This is a genomic window from Nonomuraea longispora, from assembly GCF_004348345.1.
Classification (GTDB): Bacteria; Actinomycetota; Actinomycetes; order Streptosporangiales; family Streptosporangiaceae; genus Nonomuraea; species Nonomuraea longispora.
The window spans coordinates 12,471-30,773 of record NZ_SMJZ01000095.1 but is presented as its reverse complement, the minus strand read 5'-3'; the positions used below and the strand labels follow the sequence as shown (position 1 = coordinate 30,773).

Genomic DNA, 18,303 nt, shown 5'->3' with positions numbered 1-18,303 from the left:
CCCGCGTCCCGGCCGGCTCCGCCCACCAGACCACCCGGCAGACCACACCCACCCGGCGCCGCCCGTACGAATCCCGCTGACCCCGCCCGGTCACCGGCAGGACCGGCGAACCCGGCCGCCGCCCCGCCGAGGCGGCCGGCGGTCAGGACGGGAGGTCGATGGCGACCTTGACGTCGTGGTCCGGTTCGAAGGCCTCCAGTGCGCGTTCGAGCGGCAGCCGGCGGGTGATCAGCCGTTCCAGCCACCGGATGTCCGCCTTGGCGAGGGCCGCCGCCGCGTCCCTGAAGTGGCGCAGGTTGCCGTTGACCGTGCCGAAGACCACGTCGTTCTCCAGCACGATGTCCCGGTTGATCACCCCGGCGTCCACCCGGTGCGTACGCCCTCCTGGGGCGAGGCCGCACAGGCAGACGATGCCGCCGGCGGCGGTGGTGCGCATGGCGTCGATGACGAGCGTCCCCACGCCCGTGCACTCGATGATGATGTCCGGCTTGTCGTCGGCGAACGGCTCCAGCGACGCGCCCGAGTGGTAGGTGCCGCCGAGTTCCTCCACGAGGCTGGACTTCAACCCTTCGGGGGCGCGGTCGAGCACATGCACGTCGAGCCCCCGCTGCTTGCCGAGGAGTGCGGCGAGCAGCCCGATGGGCCCCGCGCCGGTGACGAGCAGTGTGCGCGGCTCGAACCAGGCCCGCGACCCGATCCGCTCGATCTGCTCCCACGCCTTGGCGACCACGGATGTGGGCTCGACCAGCATGCCGACGGTCGCCAGCGACGGGTCGAGGCGCACGGCGTAGCCGGATTCGATGACCCAGCGCTCGCTGGCGTACCCGTCGAGGTCCTTGATGCCCCGCTCGGTGTAGCGGCCGTTGCGGCACATGTCGAACTCGCCCCGCGCGCACGCCCCGCAGGGCTCGGGATCGGGCCGGCGTACCACGCCCACCACCAGGTCTCCGGGAGAGAAGGCGGACCCTTCGGGCGCTTCGAGCACCCGGCCGAGCGACTCGTGTCCGATGACCATGCGTTCCCTGCCCGGCGGCGGCCAGCCGTATTCGGCGGCGGCCAGTTCGCGGTCCGTGCCGCAGATGCCCAGGGCCAGTCCTTGGACGAGCAGCTCGCCCTGTCCGGGTTCGGGTTCGGGCAGTTCCTCGACGCGGAGCGTCCCCGCCTTGCCCGGTGCGAACGTCAGTGCACGCATCACGCTCACCCCCTCCAGCGGGACCCTACCCCGGACGGGCTTGGGAAATAGTAGGACGTCCTAGTATCTTCGGAGATGACACCCTCACGAAGGAGTGAACAGGCGTGCACGTCCCGGTACACCCAGTCCGTTTCGTGACCGCCGCGGCCCTGTTCGACGGCCATGACGCGGCGATCAACATCATGCGACGCATCCTCCAGTCACAGGGGGCCGAGGTCATCCATCTCGGGCACAACCGTTCGGTCGACGAGATCGTCACGGCCGCCATCCAGGAGGACGCCCAGGGGGTGGCGATCAGCTCGTACCAGGGCGGGCACGTGGAGTTCTTCTCCTACCTGGTGGAACTGCTGCGCGAGCGCGGCGCGGGCCATGTCAGGGTGTACGGCGGCGGCGGGGGAGTGATCGTCCCCGAGGAGATCGAGCTGCTGCACTCGCGCGGCGTGGCCCGCATCTTCTCGCCCGAGGACGGTCAGCGTTACGGCCTGCCCGGGATGATCAACAAGCTGATCGAGGAGTGTGACGTCGAGCTGGACGATCCGCCCTCGCTGGAGGCCGTGGTCTCAGGAGACCAGGCGGCGCTCGCCCGCGCGATCACGCTCGTGGAGTCCGGGCGCGCCCCCGCGGCGTTGCTGGAGGGCCTGCGGGCCGCGGGCGCGAAGGAGGGCGACGCGAGGGCGCCGGTGCTCGGCATCACGGGTACGGGCGGCTCGGGCAAGTCGTCGCTGACCGATGAGATCGTGCGCAGGTTCCGCGTTGACAACGACGACAAGTTGCGCATCGCGATCATCGCCATCGACCCCACCCGCAGGCGCGGCGGCGGCGCGCTGCTCGGCGACCGCATCAGGATGAACAGCCTGGGACCCCAGACCTACTTCCGCTCCCTGGCCACCCGCGGCGCCGCCAACGAGGTGCCCGCCTGCCTCGACGACGCGATCACCGCCTGCCGAGCCGCGGGCCACGACCTGGTGATCGTGGAGACGCCCGGCATCGGCCAGGGCGACGCCGGGATCGTCCCGCACGTCGACGTGCCCATCTACGTGATGACGCCGGAGTTCGGGGCGGCCTCCCAACTGGAGAAGATCGACATGCTCGACTTCGCCGAGGCCGTGGTGATCAACAAGTACGAGCGGCGCGGCGCGGAGGACGCCCTGCGCGACGTGCGCCGCCAGCTCGTACGCAACCGCGAGGCGTTCGGCGTCTCCCCGGACGAGATGCCGGTCTTCGGCACCATCGCCGCCCGCTACAACGACAGCGGCGTGACGGCCCTCTACCAGCACCTCAAGCCGCTCCTGCTGCCGGGCTCCGGGCCGGGGCTGCTGCCCAGGGTGTCCGAGCGCACCTCCAGGGCCTCGGCCGCCATCGTCCCGCCCGCCAGGGCGCGCTACCTGGCCGAGATCGCCGAGACCGTGCGCGCGTACCACGCCGAGACCCTCGCGCAGGCGGAGGTGGCCCGACGCCGTCAGCAGCTCGCCGCCGTACGGTCGCTGCTGGAGGAGGGGGACGGACGGCTGGCCGAGCTGGAGGCCCAGGCCGGGCGGGAGCTCAGCGACGAGAGCAGGGCGCTGCTCGACGCCTGGCCGGACGTCAAGGAGCGCTACACCGCCGACGAGCTGGTGGTGAAGGTCCGCGACCGCGAGATCCACACCCCGCTCTGGCGCGAGACGCTGTCCGGTAACCGTGTCCCCAGGGTGGCCCTGCCCCGCTACACCGACCACGGCGACCTGCTGCGCTTCCTGCGCTCGGAGAACCTGCCGGGCATGTTCCCCTTCACCGCGGGGGTGTTCCCGTTCAAGCGCGCCGACGAGGATCCGACGAGGATGTTCGCCGGCGAGGGCGACCCGTTCCGCACCAACCGGCGCTTCAAGCTGCTGTCGGAGGGCCAGCCCGCGACCCGGCTGTCGACCGCGTTCGACTCGGTGACGTTGTACGGCCACGACCCCGACCTGCGGCCCGACATCTACGGGAAGGTCGGCACCTCGGGCGTCTCCATCGCGACGCTCGACGACATGAAGGTGCTCTACGACGGTTTCGACCTGGCGGCGCCCAACACGTCGGTGTCCATGACGATCAACGGGCCGGCCCCCACGATCCTGGCCTTCTACCTCAACGCCGCCATCGAGCAGGCCCGCGACCGGTTCCGCGCCGAGCACGGCCGCGACCCCGGCGAGCAGGAGGACGCCGACCTGCGCGCCCGCACCCTGGCGACGGTCAGGGGCACCGTGCAGGCCGACATCCTCAAGGAGGACCAGGGGCAGAACACCTGCATCTTCTCCACGGAGTTCTCGCTGCGCATGATGGCCGACATCCAGGAGTGGTTCATCAGGAACGGCGTGCGCAACTTCTACTCGGTCTCGATCTCCGGCTACCACATCGCCGAGGCCGGGGCCAACCCCATCAGCCAGCTGGCCTTCACGCTGGCCAACGGCTTCACGTACGTGGAGGCGTACCTCGCCAGGGGCATGAAGATCGACGACTTCGCCCCGAACCTGTCGTTCTTCTTCTCCAACGGCATGGACCCGGAGTACAGCGTGCTCGGGCGGGTGGCCCGCCGCATCTGGGCGGTGGCCATGCGGGAGAGGTACGGCGCAGGCGAGCGCTCGCAGAAGCTGAAGTACCACATCCAGACCTCGGGCCGGTCCCTGCACGCGCAGGAGATGAACTTCAACGACATCCGCACCACGCTGCAGGCGCTGATCGCCATCTACGACAACTGCAACAGCCTGCACACCAACGCCTTCGACGAGGCGGTGACCACGCCGTCGGCCGACTCGGTGCGCCGGGCCATGGCGATCCAGCTCATCATCAACAAGGAGTGGGGCCTGGCCACGAACGAGAACCCGCTGCAGGGCTCGTTCATCATCGAGGAGCTCACCGATCTGGTGGAGGAGGCGGTGCTCGGCGAGTTCGAGCGGCTGTCGGACCGCGGCGGCGTGCTCGGCGCGATGGAGACCGGCTACCAGCGCGGCAAGATCCAGGACGAGTCGATGTTGTACGAGATGCGCAAGCACGACGGCTCGCTGCCCATCGTCGGCGTCAACACCTTCCGCAACGGCGCGCACGGTGAGGACTCCGATGCCCACACGCTGGAGCTGGCCAGGGGCACGGAGGAGGAGAAGCGCTCGCAGCTCGACCGCCTGCGCGCCTTCCACGAGCGCAACCGCTCCGAGTCGCCCGCGCAGCTGGCCAGGCTCCGCGAGGCGGCGATGTCGGAGGAGAACGCGTTCGAGGTGCTGATGGACGCGGCCCGCGTCTGCTCGCTCGGCCAGATCACCGACGCGCTGTTCGAGGCCGGGGGACAGTACCGCCGCAACGTCTGAGGCGTCCGCTGGCGGGATCCCGTCAGGGCGGGTTCCCGCCGGCGGATGACCTACCCGTGGCAGGGCGGAAACGGACCTCACCCTCGTCACCGGCGACCGTGTCTACGTCCTGCCGGACGAGGCCATGCCGCTGGTCGCGACCGGCCGGCTGGACGCGCGGTTGTTCAACGTCACACACCTGGCCGCGATGGGTTACCGGGGCACGCCGCCGGTGATCGCCACCTACCGGGGCGCGACGCCGCGCTCCATGACGGGGGCGGAGGTCGTCCGCGCGTTCCCCAGCCTCAAGGGCGCGGCGCTGAAGGCCACCGCGGCCCACGCCGAGCGCGGCACGGTGAAGCCAGCAGAGCATCCGGGCGATCGTGGCTGAATAACCGTGCAGTCACGATTGCGGGCTGATGTCGTCTTCGGCCCTGTCGTCTCTCGCATACTGGTCGGCGTTCCGACCAGAGGAGGGGAGAGGCGGGCACCGTGCTCGAAGCGCTGGGTCTCACAGCCGGCGAGGAGGCCGTCTACCGCTTCCTCATCGGCGTGCCCCGCGACGCCACCGAGCTCGCCGAGGCGCTCGACCGCTCGCGCTCCTCGGTCGAGGAGGACCTGGTCGCCCTGATCGGGCGCGGTCTGGTCTCGCGGGTGGCCGGCGCACCCGTCCTGCACGTGGCCGCGCCGCCCTCCGTCGCGCTCGGTGGCCTGCTCACCGCACGCAGGGAGGAGCTGCGCACCGCGGAGCTGGCCATCGTGGCGCTCGCCGAGCAGCACAGGATGGCCGCCACCGACCGCGCCGCCGGAGACCTCATCGAGGTCGTGACCGGCATGGAAGCGGTACGGCAACGTTTCCTGCAGATCCAGTGGGCGGCGGGCAAGCAGGTGCGCTCGTTCTCCACGGCGCCGTTCGTGGCGGTGCCGCCCGGCGACAACACCGCCGAGGACCAGGCCGTCGAACGCGGCGTGGAATATCTCGTGGTGCTGGAGCGCGAGGTGCTGGCCACCCCCGGCGTCGCGGCGATGACCCTCGACTCCGTACGCAGGGGCGTGCAGGTCAGGGTGGCGGACAAACTGCCCATCAAGCTGATCATGGCCGACGGGGAGCTGGCCCTCGTCCCCCTGACCACCGAGCCGGGCGGCGAGCCCGCGGCCGTGCTGCTGCACCGCAGCGGCCTGCTCAGCGCTGTGGAGGCGCTGTTCGACGCGGTGTGGCAGCGAGCCTACCCGCTCCGTCCCGACGACTGCGGCACGCTGGACGAGCAGCCGGAGCCGGCGGTCACCGAACTGGACAGGAAGATCCTCGGCCTGCTGCTGTCGGGGCTGACCGACGAGGCCGTGGCGGGCCAGCTCGACCTGTCGCTGCGCACGCTCCAGCGGCGGCTGCGCGCGCTCATGGACCTCGCGGGCGTGCGTACGCGCGTGCAACTCGGCTGGCACGCCGCCCGCCACGGCTGGGCATGACCCCCTGGTTCGTGGAACAGGGGCATGACCTGATATCCAGTGAATCGAACATCGCTACCAGGAGGCACTCATGTCCGACGTCACGTTCAAGGGCAACCCCATCACCGTAGGCGGCTCCTTCCCCAAGCCGGGCGACAGCGCGCCGGCGTTCCGCCTGGTCGGCGACGACCTGAGCGAGCGCACGCTCGCCGACTTCGGCGGGCGGACCAAGGTGCTCAACATCTTCCCGAGCCTCGACACCGGCGTCTGCGCGGCCTCGGTGCGCCGCTTCAACCAGGTGGCGTCCGAGCACCCCGACGTCGCCGTGCTCTGCGTCTCCGCCGACCTGCCGTTCGCGCAGAAGCGGTTCTGCGGTTCCGAAGGGCTCGACAAGGTGACCACGCTCTCGCTCATGCGGGGCCGCGAGTTCCTGGCCGACTACGGTGTCGCGCAGGAGTCGGGGCCGCTGGCCGGGCTGGCCGCGCGTGCGGTCATCGTGCTCGACGGCGACAACAAGGTCGTCTACTCAGAGCTGGTGCCGGAGATCACGCAGGAGCCCGACTACGACGCCGCGCTGTCCGCGCTCAAGTGAGCCCTGAACTGCGCGGCCAGCTCCAGTAGATGCTCGTCGCTCGTGGCGGTGTGCTGGAGGTCGATGATCACTGAATGGACCCCGGCCTCCGCCGCGGTGGCGAGATAGCCGCAGATCTGGGCGACCGTGCCGCTTCGGGGCGGCCTGCCCCGATCGGTGATCTCGGGGTTGGCCCGCAGCACCATGCGGAGCGCCCCGGGGTCACGCCCGGCCCGCTCCGCCGTCTCGCGTACCGTGCGCCACATCGCGCTCAGCATCGGGATCGGCAGCGAGGCCGTCAGCCAGCCGTCGGCCCGGCGGCCGATGCGGCGCAGCGCGGGCTCGGCGAAACCGCCCAGATAGAGCGGCGGGCGGCGGGCCGGCTTGGGCTCGATGTGGCTGGGCACGATGGTCCACAACTCGTGCTCGAAAGACACGGGGTCGTCGCGCCAGATCGCCTCCAGCGCGTCGATCGTGGCGTCGTAACGGCTCGCCCGGTCACGCCAGGGCACCCCGGCTGCGGCGTACTCGTCGGACGACCAGCCGAGCCCGAGGCCGACGTCCAGCCGGCCGCCGCTGAGGTGGTCGATCGTGGTGAGCGAGCGGGCCAGCACCGCCGGGGGATACCAGCAGGCGTTGAGCGCGCTGGTGCCCAGCCGGATGGAGGAGGTGGCCGAGGCCGCCACCGAGAGCACCGCGAACGGGTCGAGGAACACCCGGTGCGCCTCCGGCACCCGGCCGTCGCCACCCGGGTAACGGTCCTTAGGCCGCAGCGGCGTCAGCAGCCGGTCGCCCGCCCACAGGCCGGCGAACCCCATCGACTCGGCCTCCCGCGCCACCCGCAGCACGCTCGACAGCGCGGCGAACCTGCCGTACTGAGGCACGGCCAGCCCCACGTCCATCACTCGGTCGTCCTCCGGCGCATGGCGTGGATTCTACGGGTCCGCATGCCTTTAGGCTCGTGTCGTGGAAGACGACACCGGTGCGCGCGTGGAGATCCCGGAGACCGTACGCCGGATCGTGTCGCTGGTGCCGTCGCTGACCGAGTCGGTGGCGGCGACCGTGCCCGAGGCGCTGGTGGGTGCGACCGACTGGTGCACCCACCCGGCCGGCCTCGACGTGGCCAGGGTCAGGGGCACGAAGAACCCCGACCTCGACGCGATCAGGAAGCTGAGACCCGACGTGGTTCTCGCCAACGCCGAGGAGAACCGCCCGCCCGACATCGAGGCGCTGCGCGCGGCGGGCGTCCCGGTCTGGGTGACGAGGATCGAGACCCTGGACGACGCGTTCGCCTCCTTGGGCCGCATGTTCGCGTACGCGTGCCGCAGCGACCGGCCCGGGTGGCTCGACGCGGCCGAGCGGGCGTGGCACACGCCGCAAGAAGGCTCCCGGCGTACGGCGATCGTGCCGATCTGGCGGCGGCCGTGGATGGTGGTCGGCCGCGACACGTTCACCGGCGACGTGCTGCGGCGTCTCGGCGTGGACAACCTCTACGCGGGCCACGCCGAGCGTTACCCCAAGATCTCGCTGCCCGAGCTGAACGAGCGCCGGCCCGACCTGGTGGTGCTGCCGGACGAGCCGTACGCGTTCTCCGGGACCGACGGGCCCGAGGCGTTCCCCGGGCTCGCCTGTGCCCTGGTCAGCGGGCGCCTGCTCACGTGGTACGGCCCCTCGCTCGTGGAGGCGCCCTCTCTGCTCCGCCGCGCCTTGGGCTGACCGGTCACCGCACGCGCCCCCGGCCGGCGGGGCCGTGCACGCCGAGCGCGGCGTCCACGGCGGCGGGGGAGAGCACGTGCTGCATGACGATGACCGCCATCCCGACGATCCCCGCCCGCTCGCCCAGCGACGTGGTGACGATCTCCAGGTTGGCGGTCGTGTACGGCAGGCTGCGCCGGTAGACGATCTCCCTGATGCCCGTCAGGTAATGCTCCCTGGTGTCGGCCATGTCGCCGGCCAGCACCAGCACGCCCGGATTGAGCAGGCTGACCGCCGTGGCCAGCACCGCGCCCAGCGTGCGCCCCGCCTCCTGGGTGCGCGCGATGGCCTCGGGATCGCCGGCCTGCACGAGGCGGACGACGTCGCGGCTGGCCGCGTGGCCGAGGTCGGCGGCGACGGCCTGGCCGCTGGCCATGGAGGCCACGCAGCCGCGCGAGCCGCAGGTGCAGACCCGCTCGTCGGTCTCGCGCAACCGCACATGCCCGATATTTCCGGCGGCATCCTCAACGCCGCGATATATCGATCCCTTGAGCACGATGCCGGTTCCTATCCCGGTCGACACCTTGATGAGGACCAGCGACTCCGTTTCCCGCCACCTCGACCACCACTCGCCCAGCGCCATCGCGTTCGCGTCGTTCTCCACCATGATCGGCACGTCGTAGTCCGCGCCCAGGGCCTCGCCGACCGGATGGTCGTCCCACCCCGGCATCAGGAACGACCGGATCAGCCTGCCGGTGGCGTGGTCGACCGAGCCGGGCACGTCCAGGCCGATCCCGCACACCTCGCCCGCGGCCCGCCCGGCCCGGTCCAGGAGCCGCTGGAACGCCTGCCGCACCCACGACAGCACGGCCTCGGGCCCGAGCTCGATGCGCATGTCAGTGCGCTCCTCGGCCAGCGGCCTGGCCGCCAGATCCGTCAGCGCCACCCTGGCGTGGGCGGCGCCCAGATCGGCCACCAGCATCAGCCGCCTGGTGGCGTCCACGGCCAGCACCGAGGGCGGCCGCCCGCCTCCGGACACGGCCACCCCCGACTCGTGGATGTAGCCGGCCTCGATGAGCCGGTCGACCCGGTCGGTGACCGTCGAGCGGGACAGGCCGGTGTGCTCGATCAGCTCCTTGCGCGTCCGGCAGGTGCCATGGCGGATGTGCTGGAGGATCTGCCCTGCCGTCAGCATGCCCTCATCCCTTCTCCGCTCCGGCCGTGAGCCCCTCCGTCAGCAGGCGCTCACCGGCGAAGAACACGATCACGATGGGCAGCGTCAGCACCACCGATCCCGCCATCAGCACCGTCGTCGGGACCTCGATGCTGCCCGCGAGCTGTGACAGGCCCAGGGAAACCGTCCAGCTCTCCCGCCGCTCCACCAGGAAGAGCAGGGCGAACAGGAACTCGTTCCAGGCGATCATGAACGCGTACAGGCCGGTGGCCATCAGCGCGGGCTTGGACAGCGGCAACACCACCCGCCAGATGGTGGACAACCTCGTGCACCCGTCGATCGCCGCCGCCTCCTCGACACTCTGCGGCACGGTCTCGAAGTAGTTGCGGAGCATGTATACCGTGACGGGCACCGTCTGCGCGATGTAAACGAGGATCAGCCCGGCCAGTGACCCCCGAAGGCCGAGCATCGTCAGCAGCACGAACAGCGGGATGGCCAGCACGATCGCGGGGAACAGGTAGACCGCGAGGAACAGGACGTGCACCTGCCGCCGCCCGAAGAAGCGCAGCCGCGCGACGGCGTACGCGCCGGGGATCGAGACCAGCAGCGTGACCGCCACCGAGGCCACCGCCACGATCGTGCTGTTCCTGAGGAAGGTCAGGAAACCCTGCCTGGTCAGCACGTCCACGTAGGTGTCGAGGGTGAGGTCGCGCGGCCAGAGCGAGCCCGGCTCCAGGATGAGCTCCTGGATGTCGCGTACGGACAACATCACCATGTAGAGGAACGGGAACGCGGTGATCAGGAAGAGGAACACGATCGCCAGCGGCCTGAGCACCGCGAACATCCGCCGCTCGAACCTGTCCCTGCTCACGGCCGCTCACCCGTGCTTCCCGCGAAGAAGCGCAGATAGAGCGTCAGGAACACGACCAGGAAGATCGCCAGCACGATGGCCTGCGCAGCCGAGGCGCCGATGTCGTCGCGCGCGGTCAGGAAGGTGTAGACCCGCACGCTGACCACCTCGGTCCCGGCTCCGCCGCCGGTCAGCAGGTAGACGTCGTCGAACTTGGTGAACGTGAACACGAACCGCAGCACCGACAGCAGCGCGATGATCCGCCACAGCTGCGGCATGATCACGTAACGGAACCGCTGGGTGGGCGTGGCTCCGTCGACCACCGCCGCCTCGTCCAGCTCGGCCGGCAGCGCCTGCAGCCTGGCCAGGATGAACAGGAACGCGAACGGGAAATACCGCCACGCCTCGAACGCGATCACCGTCAGCAGCGCCACCGGCACCTCGACGCCCAGAAACTCGCCCTTGGCCTGGGTGAGGAACGCGATCGGCTCGCTGAGCCAGGTGTTGACGATGCCGTACTGCGGGTTGAGCATCGTCTCCCACAGGAACGCCACCGCGACGACCGGGGCCACGTACGGGATGAGGACGGCGGCCCTGACCAGGGTCCGTCCCCTGAACCTGTCGCGCAGCGCCAGCGCGGTGACCAGCCCGATCGCGATCGACAACGCCGTGCCCGCGACGGTGTAGACGAGCGTGTTGACCAGCGCCGGCCAGAAACCCGGCTCGGACATCACGTACGAGAAGTTCTCCAGCGTGTAACGACCGAACAGGCCCACCTGCCGGATGTTGATCAGCCTGACGTCCTGGAACGCCAGCATGATCGCCCAGAGCAGCGGCAGCACCACCACGACCAGCGTGATCACCAGAGTCGGCGAGATCAGGGCCAGGCCGGCCCGTCCCTCCTGTTCGCGCAGGGTCCGGGGCCGCATGAGCGGGCTCATTCGCGGATCCCGCGCTTGATGGACTCCACCTCGCGCTTCGCCTGCGCGGCGGCGGCCTGCGGGGTCAGGGAGCCGTCGGCGACCGCGCTCAGCGCCTTCGGCACGGGCAGCTCGCCCATCGTGGCGCCGACGAGCTTGCCCTGCCCCTGTGGGATGCCCCAGCGGGCGAACGTGCCGGGGCTCTCGCGCAGGGCGTCGAGCACGTCGGCGGGGTAGACGTCGGCCAGCGGCTTCTTGGCGTCGACCCCCGCGGGCAGGTCGTCCCACCGGTCAGCGACGCCCTCGCGGGTGGGGAACTTGCCCTCGGGCGCCATGCCGATCCAGCGTTCGTACCCCTCGTTCATCATGTAGGAGACGAAGGCGGCGGACGGGTCCTTGGCGGCGTCGCGGGTGATCGCCCACGAGACGATCTCGCCGTACTGCGCGGGCGCGCCGCCCTGGGGGCCCTTCAGCGCCGTGACCACCCCGGTGTTCGCGGCCAGCCATTCGGGGTCGGAACGGCACTCCCGGCAGTTCGGCGGCGCGTCCTTCCGCAGCCCGGCCAGCTCGTCGAGGATGAACGACGACCAGATCGTCATGGCGGCCCTGCCCGCGAAGTAGTTGGCGCGGGTGGAGTCGACGTCCTGCTTGCCCTTGACGGAGTAGTCGCGCGCCAGCTTGCCGTAGAACGCGAAGGCCTGCACGCACTGCGGCGAGTCAAGGGTGACATTTCCGGAATTGTCGACCAGCTGGCAGCCGTTCGCCTGCGCCACATGCTCGAAGCTCTGCGCGGTGAACGAGTCCTTCGGCGCGATCGCCATCGTGATGCCGGCCACCCCGCCCGTGTTGAGCTTCGCCGCCGCGGCCTCCAGCCTCTCGTACGTGTCCGGCGGCTCCAGCCCCGCCTTGTCGAACAGGTCCTTGCGGTAGAGGACCAGCTGCGCCCACCCGTCGCTGGGCACCGCGAGCAGCGTGCCTCCGGAGCTGTCGAGCTCCAGCGCGCGTGGCGAGAACGTCTCCCTGCCGAGCCGGTCGACGACCTGGGCGGGCGTCTCGGTGTCGAGCAGGTCGTTGGCCTCCATCTCGCGTACGGCCGCCAGCGGTAGCGCCCCGATCACGTCCGGCAGGTCATCCGCCGCGGCGGCGGCCGTCAGGGTCTGGCTGAACTGGTCCTCGGCCACGCCGACCAGCTTCACCTTGATCCCGGTCTTCTGGGTGAACTCGGAGATGACGGCGTTCTGGACGGCCATCCGGTCGGGGAGGTTCTCCTCCGTCCAGACCGTGATCTGGTCGTTCCCGGATGCGCCGCCGTCGTCGCCGCAGGCCGTCAGAACGACGGACAGCAGTGCGGCGGAGAGGACGGCGGTGACCTTCTTCGGCATGGCGCGCTCCTCTGCTGGGATACGCCGCATTTACCCAGGCATGAGATGACGCAACGTGCGGTAAGCGATACCTAGACCGGTCTGCACCCTCGCCGTGCTGCCGCTCCAGACGGGGTCCTCGTGCTCCACGGAGACCACACCGTCATATCCGCCCTCGTAGAGCACGTCGATCACCCGGGTCCAGTCGACCCGGCCGAGGCCGGGCACGCGGAAGCGGTACCAGCCCTTCTCGCCGCTGATCGGGCCGTGGAAACCGTAGCGGTCGAGCTTGCCGGGCAGGAACTCGGTGTCCTTGGCCTGGACGTGCGCGACGTTCGCGAGATGGGGCCGCAACGCCGCGACCGGGTCGATGCCGAGCGCCACCAGGTGCGAGGGGTCGTAGTTGAGCTTGAGCCCGAGCGTGTACATCCACTCCCACAGCTCGGGGGAGTAGGCCAGGTTCCCGGGATAACCATCGGGATGCCAGCTTTTCATCACGCAGTTCTCGATCACGATCTGCACGCCGTGCCGGGCGGCGTACTCCACCAGCGGGCCGAAGACGTCGGCGGCCCGCTTGAGGTTGTCGGCCACCGGCAGCCCGGGGTCGCGGCCCACGAACGTGCCGACCGTGGGGCAGCCCAGCGCGGCGGCGGCGTCGACGCACCGCCTCACGTGGGCGTTCACCTGCGCCCCTTGCTCAGGGTGCAGATTGTTCTCGTAGTAGGCGATCGAGGAAAGCGTCAGTCCGGTCTCCGCGAAGATGCGCCCGACCCGATCACGTTCTGCGTCATCAAAACGATCTACTCTGATGTGATTTCGGTCGTCCGGCGACGGCCAGCCCGCCACTTCGAGGGCCTCGAAGCCCTGTCCTGCCGCCCATCGAGCGATGTCGGTAAGGTCGCTTTCCGGAAGACACGTTGTCAGAAACCCCAATTTCATCAGCACCTCCAAGCGGAAGTCGTAGACTTGCGACCGTTACAAGCGCAACTATGGTGTGCAAACAACGACTAAATCTTTGACTTTTGTCTGATCATAAAGCGTAAGTGTGGGGAATGCGCGTCATCACCTTTGAAGAGCCAGGCCAAGTCCGCGTCAACTCCGAGTCGCCCGCCGAGCTCGTGCCGGGTTCCGTGCGCGTACGCACGATCTACTCGGGAGTTTCGGCGGGCACCGAACTCACCGCCTATCGAGGCACCAACCCCTATCTCAGCCGCAAGTGGGACACCGAGCGCCGGCTCTTCGTCGACGGTCAGACGCATGCCTACCCGCTGGCCGGATGGGGCTACCAGGAGGTCGGCGAGGTGGTGGAGGCGGCGCCCGACGTCGCCGCCCCACCTCCCGGCAGCGTCGTCTGGGGCATCTGGGGCCACCGCGCCGAGGCCGTCGTGCCGGCCGCCAAACTCGTCGGCCACGTCGTGCCGCCAGGGGCCGACCCGCTGAGCGGGGTCCTCGCCCGGGTCGGGGCCATCGCGCTCAACGCCGTACACGCCGCCGACGTGCACCTCGGCGACCAGGTCGCGATCTTCGGCCAAGGCGTCATCGGGCTGCTCGCCACCCGCCTGGCCGTGCTCAGCGGCGCCAGGGTGGTGGCCGCCGACGCCATCGCCGACCGGCTCGAACGGGCCAGGGCGTTCGGCGCGGCCGAGACGTTCGACGTCACCTCGGGGTCGGTCGCCGAGTTCATGCGCAAGCGCGTCGAGGGCGCCGACACCGTCATCGAGCTCAGCGGCACCCACCAGGGCCTGCACGAGGCGATCAGGACCGTGCGCAAGAGCGGCCGGGTGGTGGCCGCCGGCTTCTACCAGGGCGACGGCATGGGGCTGCGCCTGGGCGAGGAGTTCCACCACAACCAGGTGCAGCTCGTCTCCTCCCAGATCGGCGGTGTCGCCTCGTGGCTGGCGCACCGCTGGGACGTCGAACGCCTGCAGCGCACGTTCATGGAACTCGTGCACCGCGGCGAGGTCGAGACGCGTGACCTGGTCACGCACGTCGTCCCCGCCGAGCGGGCCGCCGAGGCCTACGACCTGCTCGACCGGCACCCGTCAGAGGTGCTCCAGCTCGTCTTCGATTTCAAGGAGTCACAGTGAAGCTCGCCGTACAGGAGCAGCTTCTTCCCGGCCGCACGCTGCAGGAGAAGTACGCGTTCGCGGTCGACGCCGGGTTCGACGCCATCGAGCTGCGCGGCAAGGGCGATTTCCACTTCGCGGGCCGTCTGACCGAGCTCAAGCGGGCGCTGGCCGACGGCGTGGTCATGCCGACCGTGTGCGTGGACATGCCGCACTTCATCGGCGACTTCGACCCGGCCAAGCGCAAGGACGCCATCCAGCAGCTCAGGTCCCAGCTGACCGTGATCGGCGAGCTCGGTGGCATCGGCGTGATGACCCCCGCCTCCTGGGGGCAGTTCTCGCGCAGGCTGCCGCCGTTCGAGCCGCCGCGCAGCGCCGCGGAGGACCGCGAGGTGCTGGCCGAGGCGCTCGGCATCCTCGGCGAGCACGCGCAGCGCAACGGCGTGCTGATCATGCTGGAGCCGCTCAACCGCTACGAGAACCACATGGTCAACACGCTGGCCGAGGCGGTCTCCTACTGCGCGATGGACTCCATCAGGATCGTCGGCGACACCTACCACATGAACATCGAGGAGGACGACCCCTGCCGCTCGCTGGCCGAGGCCGCCCCCTACATCGCGCACATGCAGATCAGCGAGTCCAACAGGAACCAGCCGGGCACCGGCCACCTCGACTGGGGCGCGCAACTGGCCACGCTCGACGCCGTCGGCTTCGACGGCTATCTCGCGCTCGAATGCCGCCTGCGCGGCGAGCCCGAGATCGTCCTACCCCAGACGGCGGCCTTCGTCAGGAAATACCTGTGATCCGCGCGGCCGTGCGCGTCCTGGTGAGCAACTGGGACGGCGGCTACACGATCCCCTCCCGCCGTCTCTACCCGCACCAGTGGAGCTGGGACTCCGCCTTCGTCGCCATCGGCAACGCCCGCTGGTCGCCGCGCAGGGCCCGTACGGAGCTGCTGTCGTTGTTCGGGGCGCAGTGGTACGACGGCCGGGTGCCGCACATCGTGTTCAACCCCGCGGTGCCCGACGGCGCGTACTTCCCCGGCCCCGCGTTCTGGCGCTCGCGAGCCCCGTCGGGCTCCGCGACCTCGGGCCTCGTCCAGCCGCCGGTCCACGCGCTGGCGGCGTGGAAGACGCACCTGGCCGAGCCCGACGTGGCGTTCCTGCGCCGCATCTACCCGCGCCTCGTGGCCCAGCAGGAGTTCCTGCGCGTCGCCCGGCGGTCTCCCGAGGGCCTGGTCTCGATCGTGCACCCCTGGGAGTCGGGCATGGACAACAGCCCGGCCTGGGACCTGCCGCTCCAGGCGGTCGAGGCGGGCGCGGCCGGGTTCGTGCGCAAAGACCTCGACGCCGTCAGCGCCGACGAGCGGCCCACCGACCGCGACTACGAACGGTACGTCGCCCTCGCCCGCGCCTACCGCGACTCCGGCTACCGCGACCCCGGGGCGTTCCAGGTCGAGGACCCCCTGTTCAACGCGGCGTACGGCGTCGCCGAGTCCACCCTCGCCGGCATCGCCGCGGAGTGCGGGTTCGACCCGGCGCCGCACGAGCGCGAGGCGGCCTCGATCACCGCCGCCATGGTCGAGCACCTCTACGACGACGGCCTCTTCCACGCCCGCGACGTGCGTACGGGCTGCCTGGTCCGCTCCAGCAGCGCCGCCGGGCTGACCCCGCTCCTGCTGCCCGGCCTGCCGCGCGAGATCGTCAACGCGCTGGTCGGCACCGCGCTCGACCGGTTCGCGCTCAAGGACGGGGTGCTGCCGAGCTACTCGCCGTCCGCGCCCGAGTTCGACACCGCCCGCTACTGGCGCGGCCCGAGCTGGATCAACCTGGCCTGGCTCGTCTGGCAGGGTCTCAAGGACCGCCGCCCCGACCTGGCCGCGCCGCTCGCCGAAGGGATGATCGCCGCGGTGTCCGGCGCCGGGTTCCGCGAGTACTTCGACCCGTTCACGCTGCGCGGCCACGGCTGCCACGACTTCAGCTGGTCAGCCGCCCTCATCCTCGACGTCGTGGCGGAGCACGGCCTGGAGGGTGTGCCTGCGGCGGGCGGCGAGGTCGGTGAGCAGCCGGGGGGCTTCGGAGAAGCCGGCGACGTCGGTGATCACGTGCTCCTGTAGGAGCCTGCCGCGCTCCCTGAGCAGCAGGATCGTCTCGTGCGAGAGACGTTCCCTGTCCCAGGCGTGCGCCAGGCCACGCGGCACCCGGCCGATCTGGGCGCAGCGCAGCGACAACCCGTTGTGGTGGAACTCCTCGCCGAGCCGCACCTCCTGCGCTCCCTGCGTGTAGAAGGCCAGGTCCACCAGCGTGCCCTGCGGGCGCAGCAGCCTGAGCCCGAGGGCCAGCGCCCGGCACTGGCCGCGGCACTGGAACACCACGTCGGCGCCGCGGTCGTTCTGGCCGTGCCGCCAGCGCCGCTTCAGCGCCACCGCCGGGTCGTCGCCGGCGGCCAGGCCGTCCGCGCCGAGCGCCCGCGCGACCGCCAGCCGCTCCGGGGTCTCGTCCACCACCACGACCTCGGCCGCGCCGGCGGAGAGGGCGAAACTCGCGGTCAGCAGCCCGACCACGCCGGCGCCCACCACCGCGACCCGCCGCCCGCGCACGCCGTCGCCGAGGTCCCTGACGGCCGGGCCGTTCAGGTCGTGGGCGGCGTGCAGCAGGCCGTTGGCGCAGATCGGGCCCATGTGGGCGACGTAGACGCCGAGCAGCGGGTCGAGGTCGTCCGGCACCCGTACGAACCTGTCGGTCATAGGGTCGGCCACGTACGCGGTGCGGTGCCCGTAACACATCGCGACCAGCGTGCCCTCGGCAACCGCCCGGGTGCGCGTCTCGACCACGCGGCCCACCTGCATGTAGCCGATGCCGCGCACCGGATAGGCCACCGACGGCACGCCCGCCGTGAACAGCCCGAGCGCCGGGTCCCAGCTGGAGTGCAGGTAGGGGTTGCTGCCCTTGACGAAGGTCAGCTCGGTGCCGGCGGACACGCCGCTGTACACCGTCTCCACCATGAACCCGCCCTCGGGCACGCCGGGCAGCTTCTCCTCGACCAGGCAGACCTCACCCGGCGCCTCGACGCTGACGACGGTGTTCGTGTTCATGGGCTCACCCCGGCCGGCAGGCGGCCGGCGTCGGGGGCGAGGGCGACCGGCCTGTGCTCGGCGGCCGACCTGGCCAGGGCGAGGGCGAGCCGGTGTGTGCGCAGCGCCTCCCGGTACGGCACCCGTACGTCCGCCTGCCCGCCCCGCACGGCGTTGACGAACTGCCGGTCGACCCGGGTCTTCGCCTGCCCGTCGTCCTCGATGACGCGCCGGCCGTCGATCAGCAGCCGGGTCTCGCTGACGTCCAGGGCGATGCCTTCGGCACACACCTCCAGTCCCACCCGGTGCTGGTGGGCCAGCAGGCAGGAGGTGGCCAGCAGCCCGGCCGCGCCGCCGGCGAACCGCATGACCGCGGCTGTGGCCCGGTCGATCTCGCCGTCCTGTCCGGTGTGCTCGGAGGGGACGGCGTGCACCATCGTCACCTCGCCCACCAGGACGCGGGCCAGGTCGAGTACGTGTACGGCCTGCTCGACGATCTGGCCGCCGGACATGCCGGCCTGCAGCCACCAGCCGACCGGGGGCACCGTGCCGAGCCAGTGGCCGAGCGCGAGGCGTACGGGACGGCCGTCGAGCAGGTCGCGGGCCTGGTCGACGATGTTGCGGTAACGCCAGTGGTGCCCGACGGCGGACGGCAAGGA

The 18,303-nt window shown here is 70.7% G+C and carries 16 protein-coding genes and 1 pseudogene; 8 read left to right on the top strand and 9 right to left on the bottom strand.

What is annotated here, in order from left to right:
- Window positions 1-142 precede the first annotated feature (142 nt).
- The gene (locus E1267_RS23835; RefSeq protein WP_132335101.1) at window positions 143-1,192 is read right to left on the bottom strand and encodes a glucose 1-dehydrogenase; all 1,050 of its coding nucleotides are present in this window, start codon (window positions 1,190-1,192) and stop codon (window positions 143-145) included.
- 104 nt (window positions 1,193-1,296) lie between these two features.
- On the opposite strand from E1267_RS23835, the gene icmF reads away from it, so the two are divergent.
- From icmF to tpx, 4 genes are all read left to right on the top strand, one after another.
- Complete coding sequence (icmF, locus tag E1267_RS23830; protein ID WP_132335089.1) at window positions 1,297-4,509, top strand: fused isobutyryl-CoA mutase/GTPase IcmF; 3,213 nt, start codon at window positions 1,297-1,299, stop codon at window positions 4,507-4,509.
- 124 nt (window positions 4,510-4,633) lie between these two features.
- The gene (locus E1267_RS23825; RefSeq protein WP_132335087.1) at window positions 4,634-4,879 is read left to right on the top strand and encodes a hypothetical protein; all 246 of its coding nucleotides are present in this window, start codon (window positions 4,634-4,636) and stop codon (window positions 4,877-4,879) included.
- Window positions 4,880-4,980: 101 nt separating this feature from the next.
- The gene (locus E1267_RS23820; protein WP_132335085.1) at window positions 4,981-5,955 is read left to right on the top strand and encodes a helix-turn-helix domain-containing protein; all 975 of its coding nucleotides are present in this window, start codon (window positions 4,981-4,983) and stop codon (window positions 5,953-5,955) included.
- A gap of 70 nt (window positions 5,956-6,025) precedes the next feature.
- Window positions 6,026-6,526 (top strand): thiol peroxidase, encoded by a 501-nt coding sequence (gene tpx, locus E1267_RS23815; protein WP_132335083.1) that lies wholly within the window; start codon window positions 6,026-6,028, stop codon window positions 6,524-6,526.
- Here the strand turns inward: tpx and E1267_RS23810 are convergent.
- The gene (locus E1267_RS23810; protein WP_132335081.1) at window positions 6,496-7,407 is read right to left on the bottom strand and encodes a TIGR03619 family F420-dependent LLM class oxidoreductase; all 912 of its coding nucleotides are present in this window, start codon (window positions 7,405-7,407) and stop codon (window positions 6,496-6,498) included. The two genes, tpx and E1267_RS23810, sit on opposite strands and share 31 nt — an antisense overlap.
- 64 nt (window positions 7,408-7,471) lie before the next feature.
- Here E1267_RS23810 and E1267_RS23805 point away from each other — a divergent pair, with 64 nt between their 5' ends.
- Window positions 7,472-8,221, top strand: a complete 750-nt coding sequence (locus tag E1267_RS23805) for a helical backbone metal receptor (protein ID WP_132335080.1) — start codon at window positions 7,472-7,474, stop codon at window positions 8,219-8,221.
- A 4-nt stretch (window positions 8,222-8,225) separates the two neighbouring features.
- Here the strand turns inward: E1267_RS23805 and E1267_RS23800 are convergent, their stop codons facing one another.
- Genes E1267_RS23800 through E1267_RS23780 form a run of 5 tightly spaced genes read right to left on the bottom strand, consistent with a single transcriptional unit; the run spans window position 8,226 to window position 13,444 of the window.
- Window positions 8,226-9,395 carry an ROK family transcriptional regulator gene (locus tag E1267_RS23800; RefSeq protein ID WP_132335078.1) on the bottom strand — a complete coding sequence of 390 codons (1,170 nt, stop codon included), beginning with the start codon at window positions 9,393-9,395 and terminating at the stop codon, window positions 8,226-8,228.
- 4 nt (window positions 9,396-9,399) lie between these two features.
- On the bottom strand, window positions 9,400-10,245 hold the full coding sequence (locus E1267_RS23795) for a carbohydrate ABC transporter permease (RefSeq protein ID WP_246064201.1): 846 nt from the start codon (window positions 10,243-10,245) through the stop codon (window positions 9,400-9,402).
- On the bottom strand, window positions 10,242-11,153 hold the full coding sequence (locus E1267_RS23790; RefSeq protein ID WP_201760815.1) for a carbohydrate ABC transporter permease: 912 nt from the start codon (window positions 11,151-11,153) through the stop codon (window positions 10,242-10,244). Before E1267_RS23790 ends, E1267_RS23795 begins: the two co-directional genes overlap by 4 nt.
- Window positions 11,154-11,161: 8 nt before the next feature.
- Window positions 11,162-12,526, bottom strand: coding sequence for an ABC transporter substrate-binding protein (locus tag E1267_RS23785; RefSeq protein WP_132335074.1), 1,365 nt, complete (start codon window positions 12,524-12,526; stop codon window positions 11,162-11,164).
- Window positions 12,527-12,556: 30 nt separating this feature from the next.
- Entirely contained in the window at window positions 12,557-13,444 is an 888-nt protein-coding gene (locus E1267_RS23780) for a sugar phosphate isomerase/epimerase family protein (protein WP_132335072.1), read from the bottom strand.
- A 113-nt stretch (window positions 13,445-13,557) separates the two neighbouring features.
- On the opposite strand from E1267_RS23780, the gene E1267_RS23775 reads away from it, so the two are divergent.
- The 3 genes and pseudogenes from E1267_RS23775 to E1267_RS47675 all read left to right on the top strand — a co-directional run.
- Window positions 13,558-14,592 carry a zinc-dependent alcohol dehydrogenase gene (locus tag E1267_RS23775; RefSeq protein WP_132335070.1) on the top strand — a complete coding sequence of 345 codons (1,035 nt, stop codon included), beginning with the start codon at window positions 13,558-13,560 and terminating at the stop codon, window positions 14,590-14,592.
- The gene (locus E1267_RS23770; RefSeq protein WP_132335068.1) at window positions 14,589-15,374 is read left to right on the top strand and encodes a sugar phosphate isomerase/epimerase family protein; all 786 of its coding nucleotides are present in this window, start codon (window positions 14,589-14,591) and stop codon (window positions 15,372-15,374) included. The genes E1267_RS23775 and E1267_RS23770 overlap by 4 nt, the downstream gene beginning before the upstream one ends.
- Window positions 15,305-16,546, top strand: a pseudogene (locus tag E1267_RS47675) (MGH1-like glycoside hydrolase domain-containing protein); the annotation flags it as partial. The gene E1267_RS23770 and the pseudogene E1267_RS47675, both read left to right, overlap by 70 nt.
- Before the next feature lie 9 nt (window positions 16,547-16,555).
- Here E1267_RS47675 and E1267_RS47990 read toward each other — a convergent pair.
- A complete protein-coding gene (locus E1267_RS47990; RefSeq protein WP_132335066.1) occupies window positions 16,556-17,665 on the bottom strand; it encodes a zinc-binding dehydrogenase in 1,110 nt (369 codons plus the stop codon).
- A complete protein-coding gene (locus E1267_RS23760) occupies window positions 17,662-18,300 on the bottom strand; it encodes a Gfo/Idh/MocA family protein (RefSeq protein WP_246064200.1) in 639 nt (212 codons plus the stop codon). The genes E1267_RS47990 and E1267_RS23760 overlap by 4 nt, the downstream gene beginning before the upstream one ends.
- Window positions 18,301-18,303 lie beyond the last annotated feature (3 nt).

What these genes read in the sequence shown, in the direction of transcription:
- E1267_RS23835 (WP_132335101.1), bottom strand. Translation starts at nt 1,192, where the DNA reads ATGCGTGCACTGACGTTCGCACCGGGCAAGGCGGGGACGCTCCGCGTC.
- E1267_RS23825 (WP_132335087.1), top strand. Translation starts at nt 4,634, where the DNA reads ATGCCGCTGGTCGCGACCGGCCGGCTGGACGCGCGGTTGTTCAACGTC.
- E1267_RS23775 (WP_132335070.1), top strand. Translation starts at nt 13,558, where the DNA reads ATGCGCGTCATCACCTTTGAAGAGCCAGGCCAAGTCCGCGTCAACTCC.
- E1267_RS23800 (WP_132335078.1), bottom strand. Translation starts at nt 9,395, where the DNA reads ATGCTGACGGCAGGGCAGATCCTCCAGCACATCCGCCATGGCACCTGC.
- E1267_RS23785 (WP_132335074.1), bottom strand. Translation starts at nt 12,526, where the DNA reads ATGCCGAAGAAGGTCACCGCCGTCCTCTCCGCCGCACTGCTGTCCGTC.
- E1267_RS47990 (WP_132335066.1), bottom strand. Translation starts at nt 17,665, where the DNA reads ATGAACACGAACACCGTCGTCAGCGTCGAGGCGCCGGGTGAGGTCTGC.
- E1267_RS23810 (WP_132335081.1), bottom strand. Translation starts at nt 7,407, where the DNA reads ATGGACGTGGGGCTGGCCGTGCCTCAGTACGGCAGGTTCGCCGCGCTG.
- E1267_RS23790 (WP_201760815.1), bottom strand. Translation starts at nt 11,153, where the DNA reads ATGCGGCCCCGGACCCTGCGCGAACAGGAGGGACGGGCCGGCCTGGCC.
- tpx (WP_132335083.1), top strand. Translation starts at nt 6,026, where the DNA reads ATGTCCGACGTCACGTTCAAGGGCAACCCCATCACCGTAGGCGGCTCC.
- E1267_RS23780 (WP_132335072.1), bottom strand. Translation starts at nt 13,444, where the DNA reads ATGAAATTGGGGTTTCTGACAACGTGTCTTCCGGAAAGCGACCTTACC.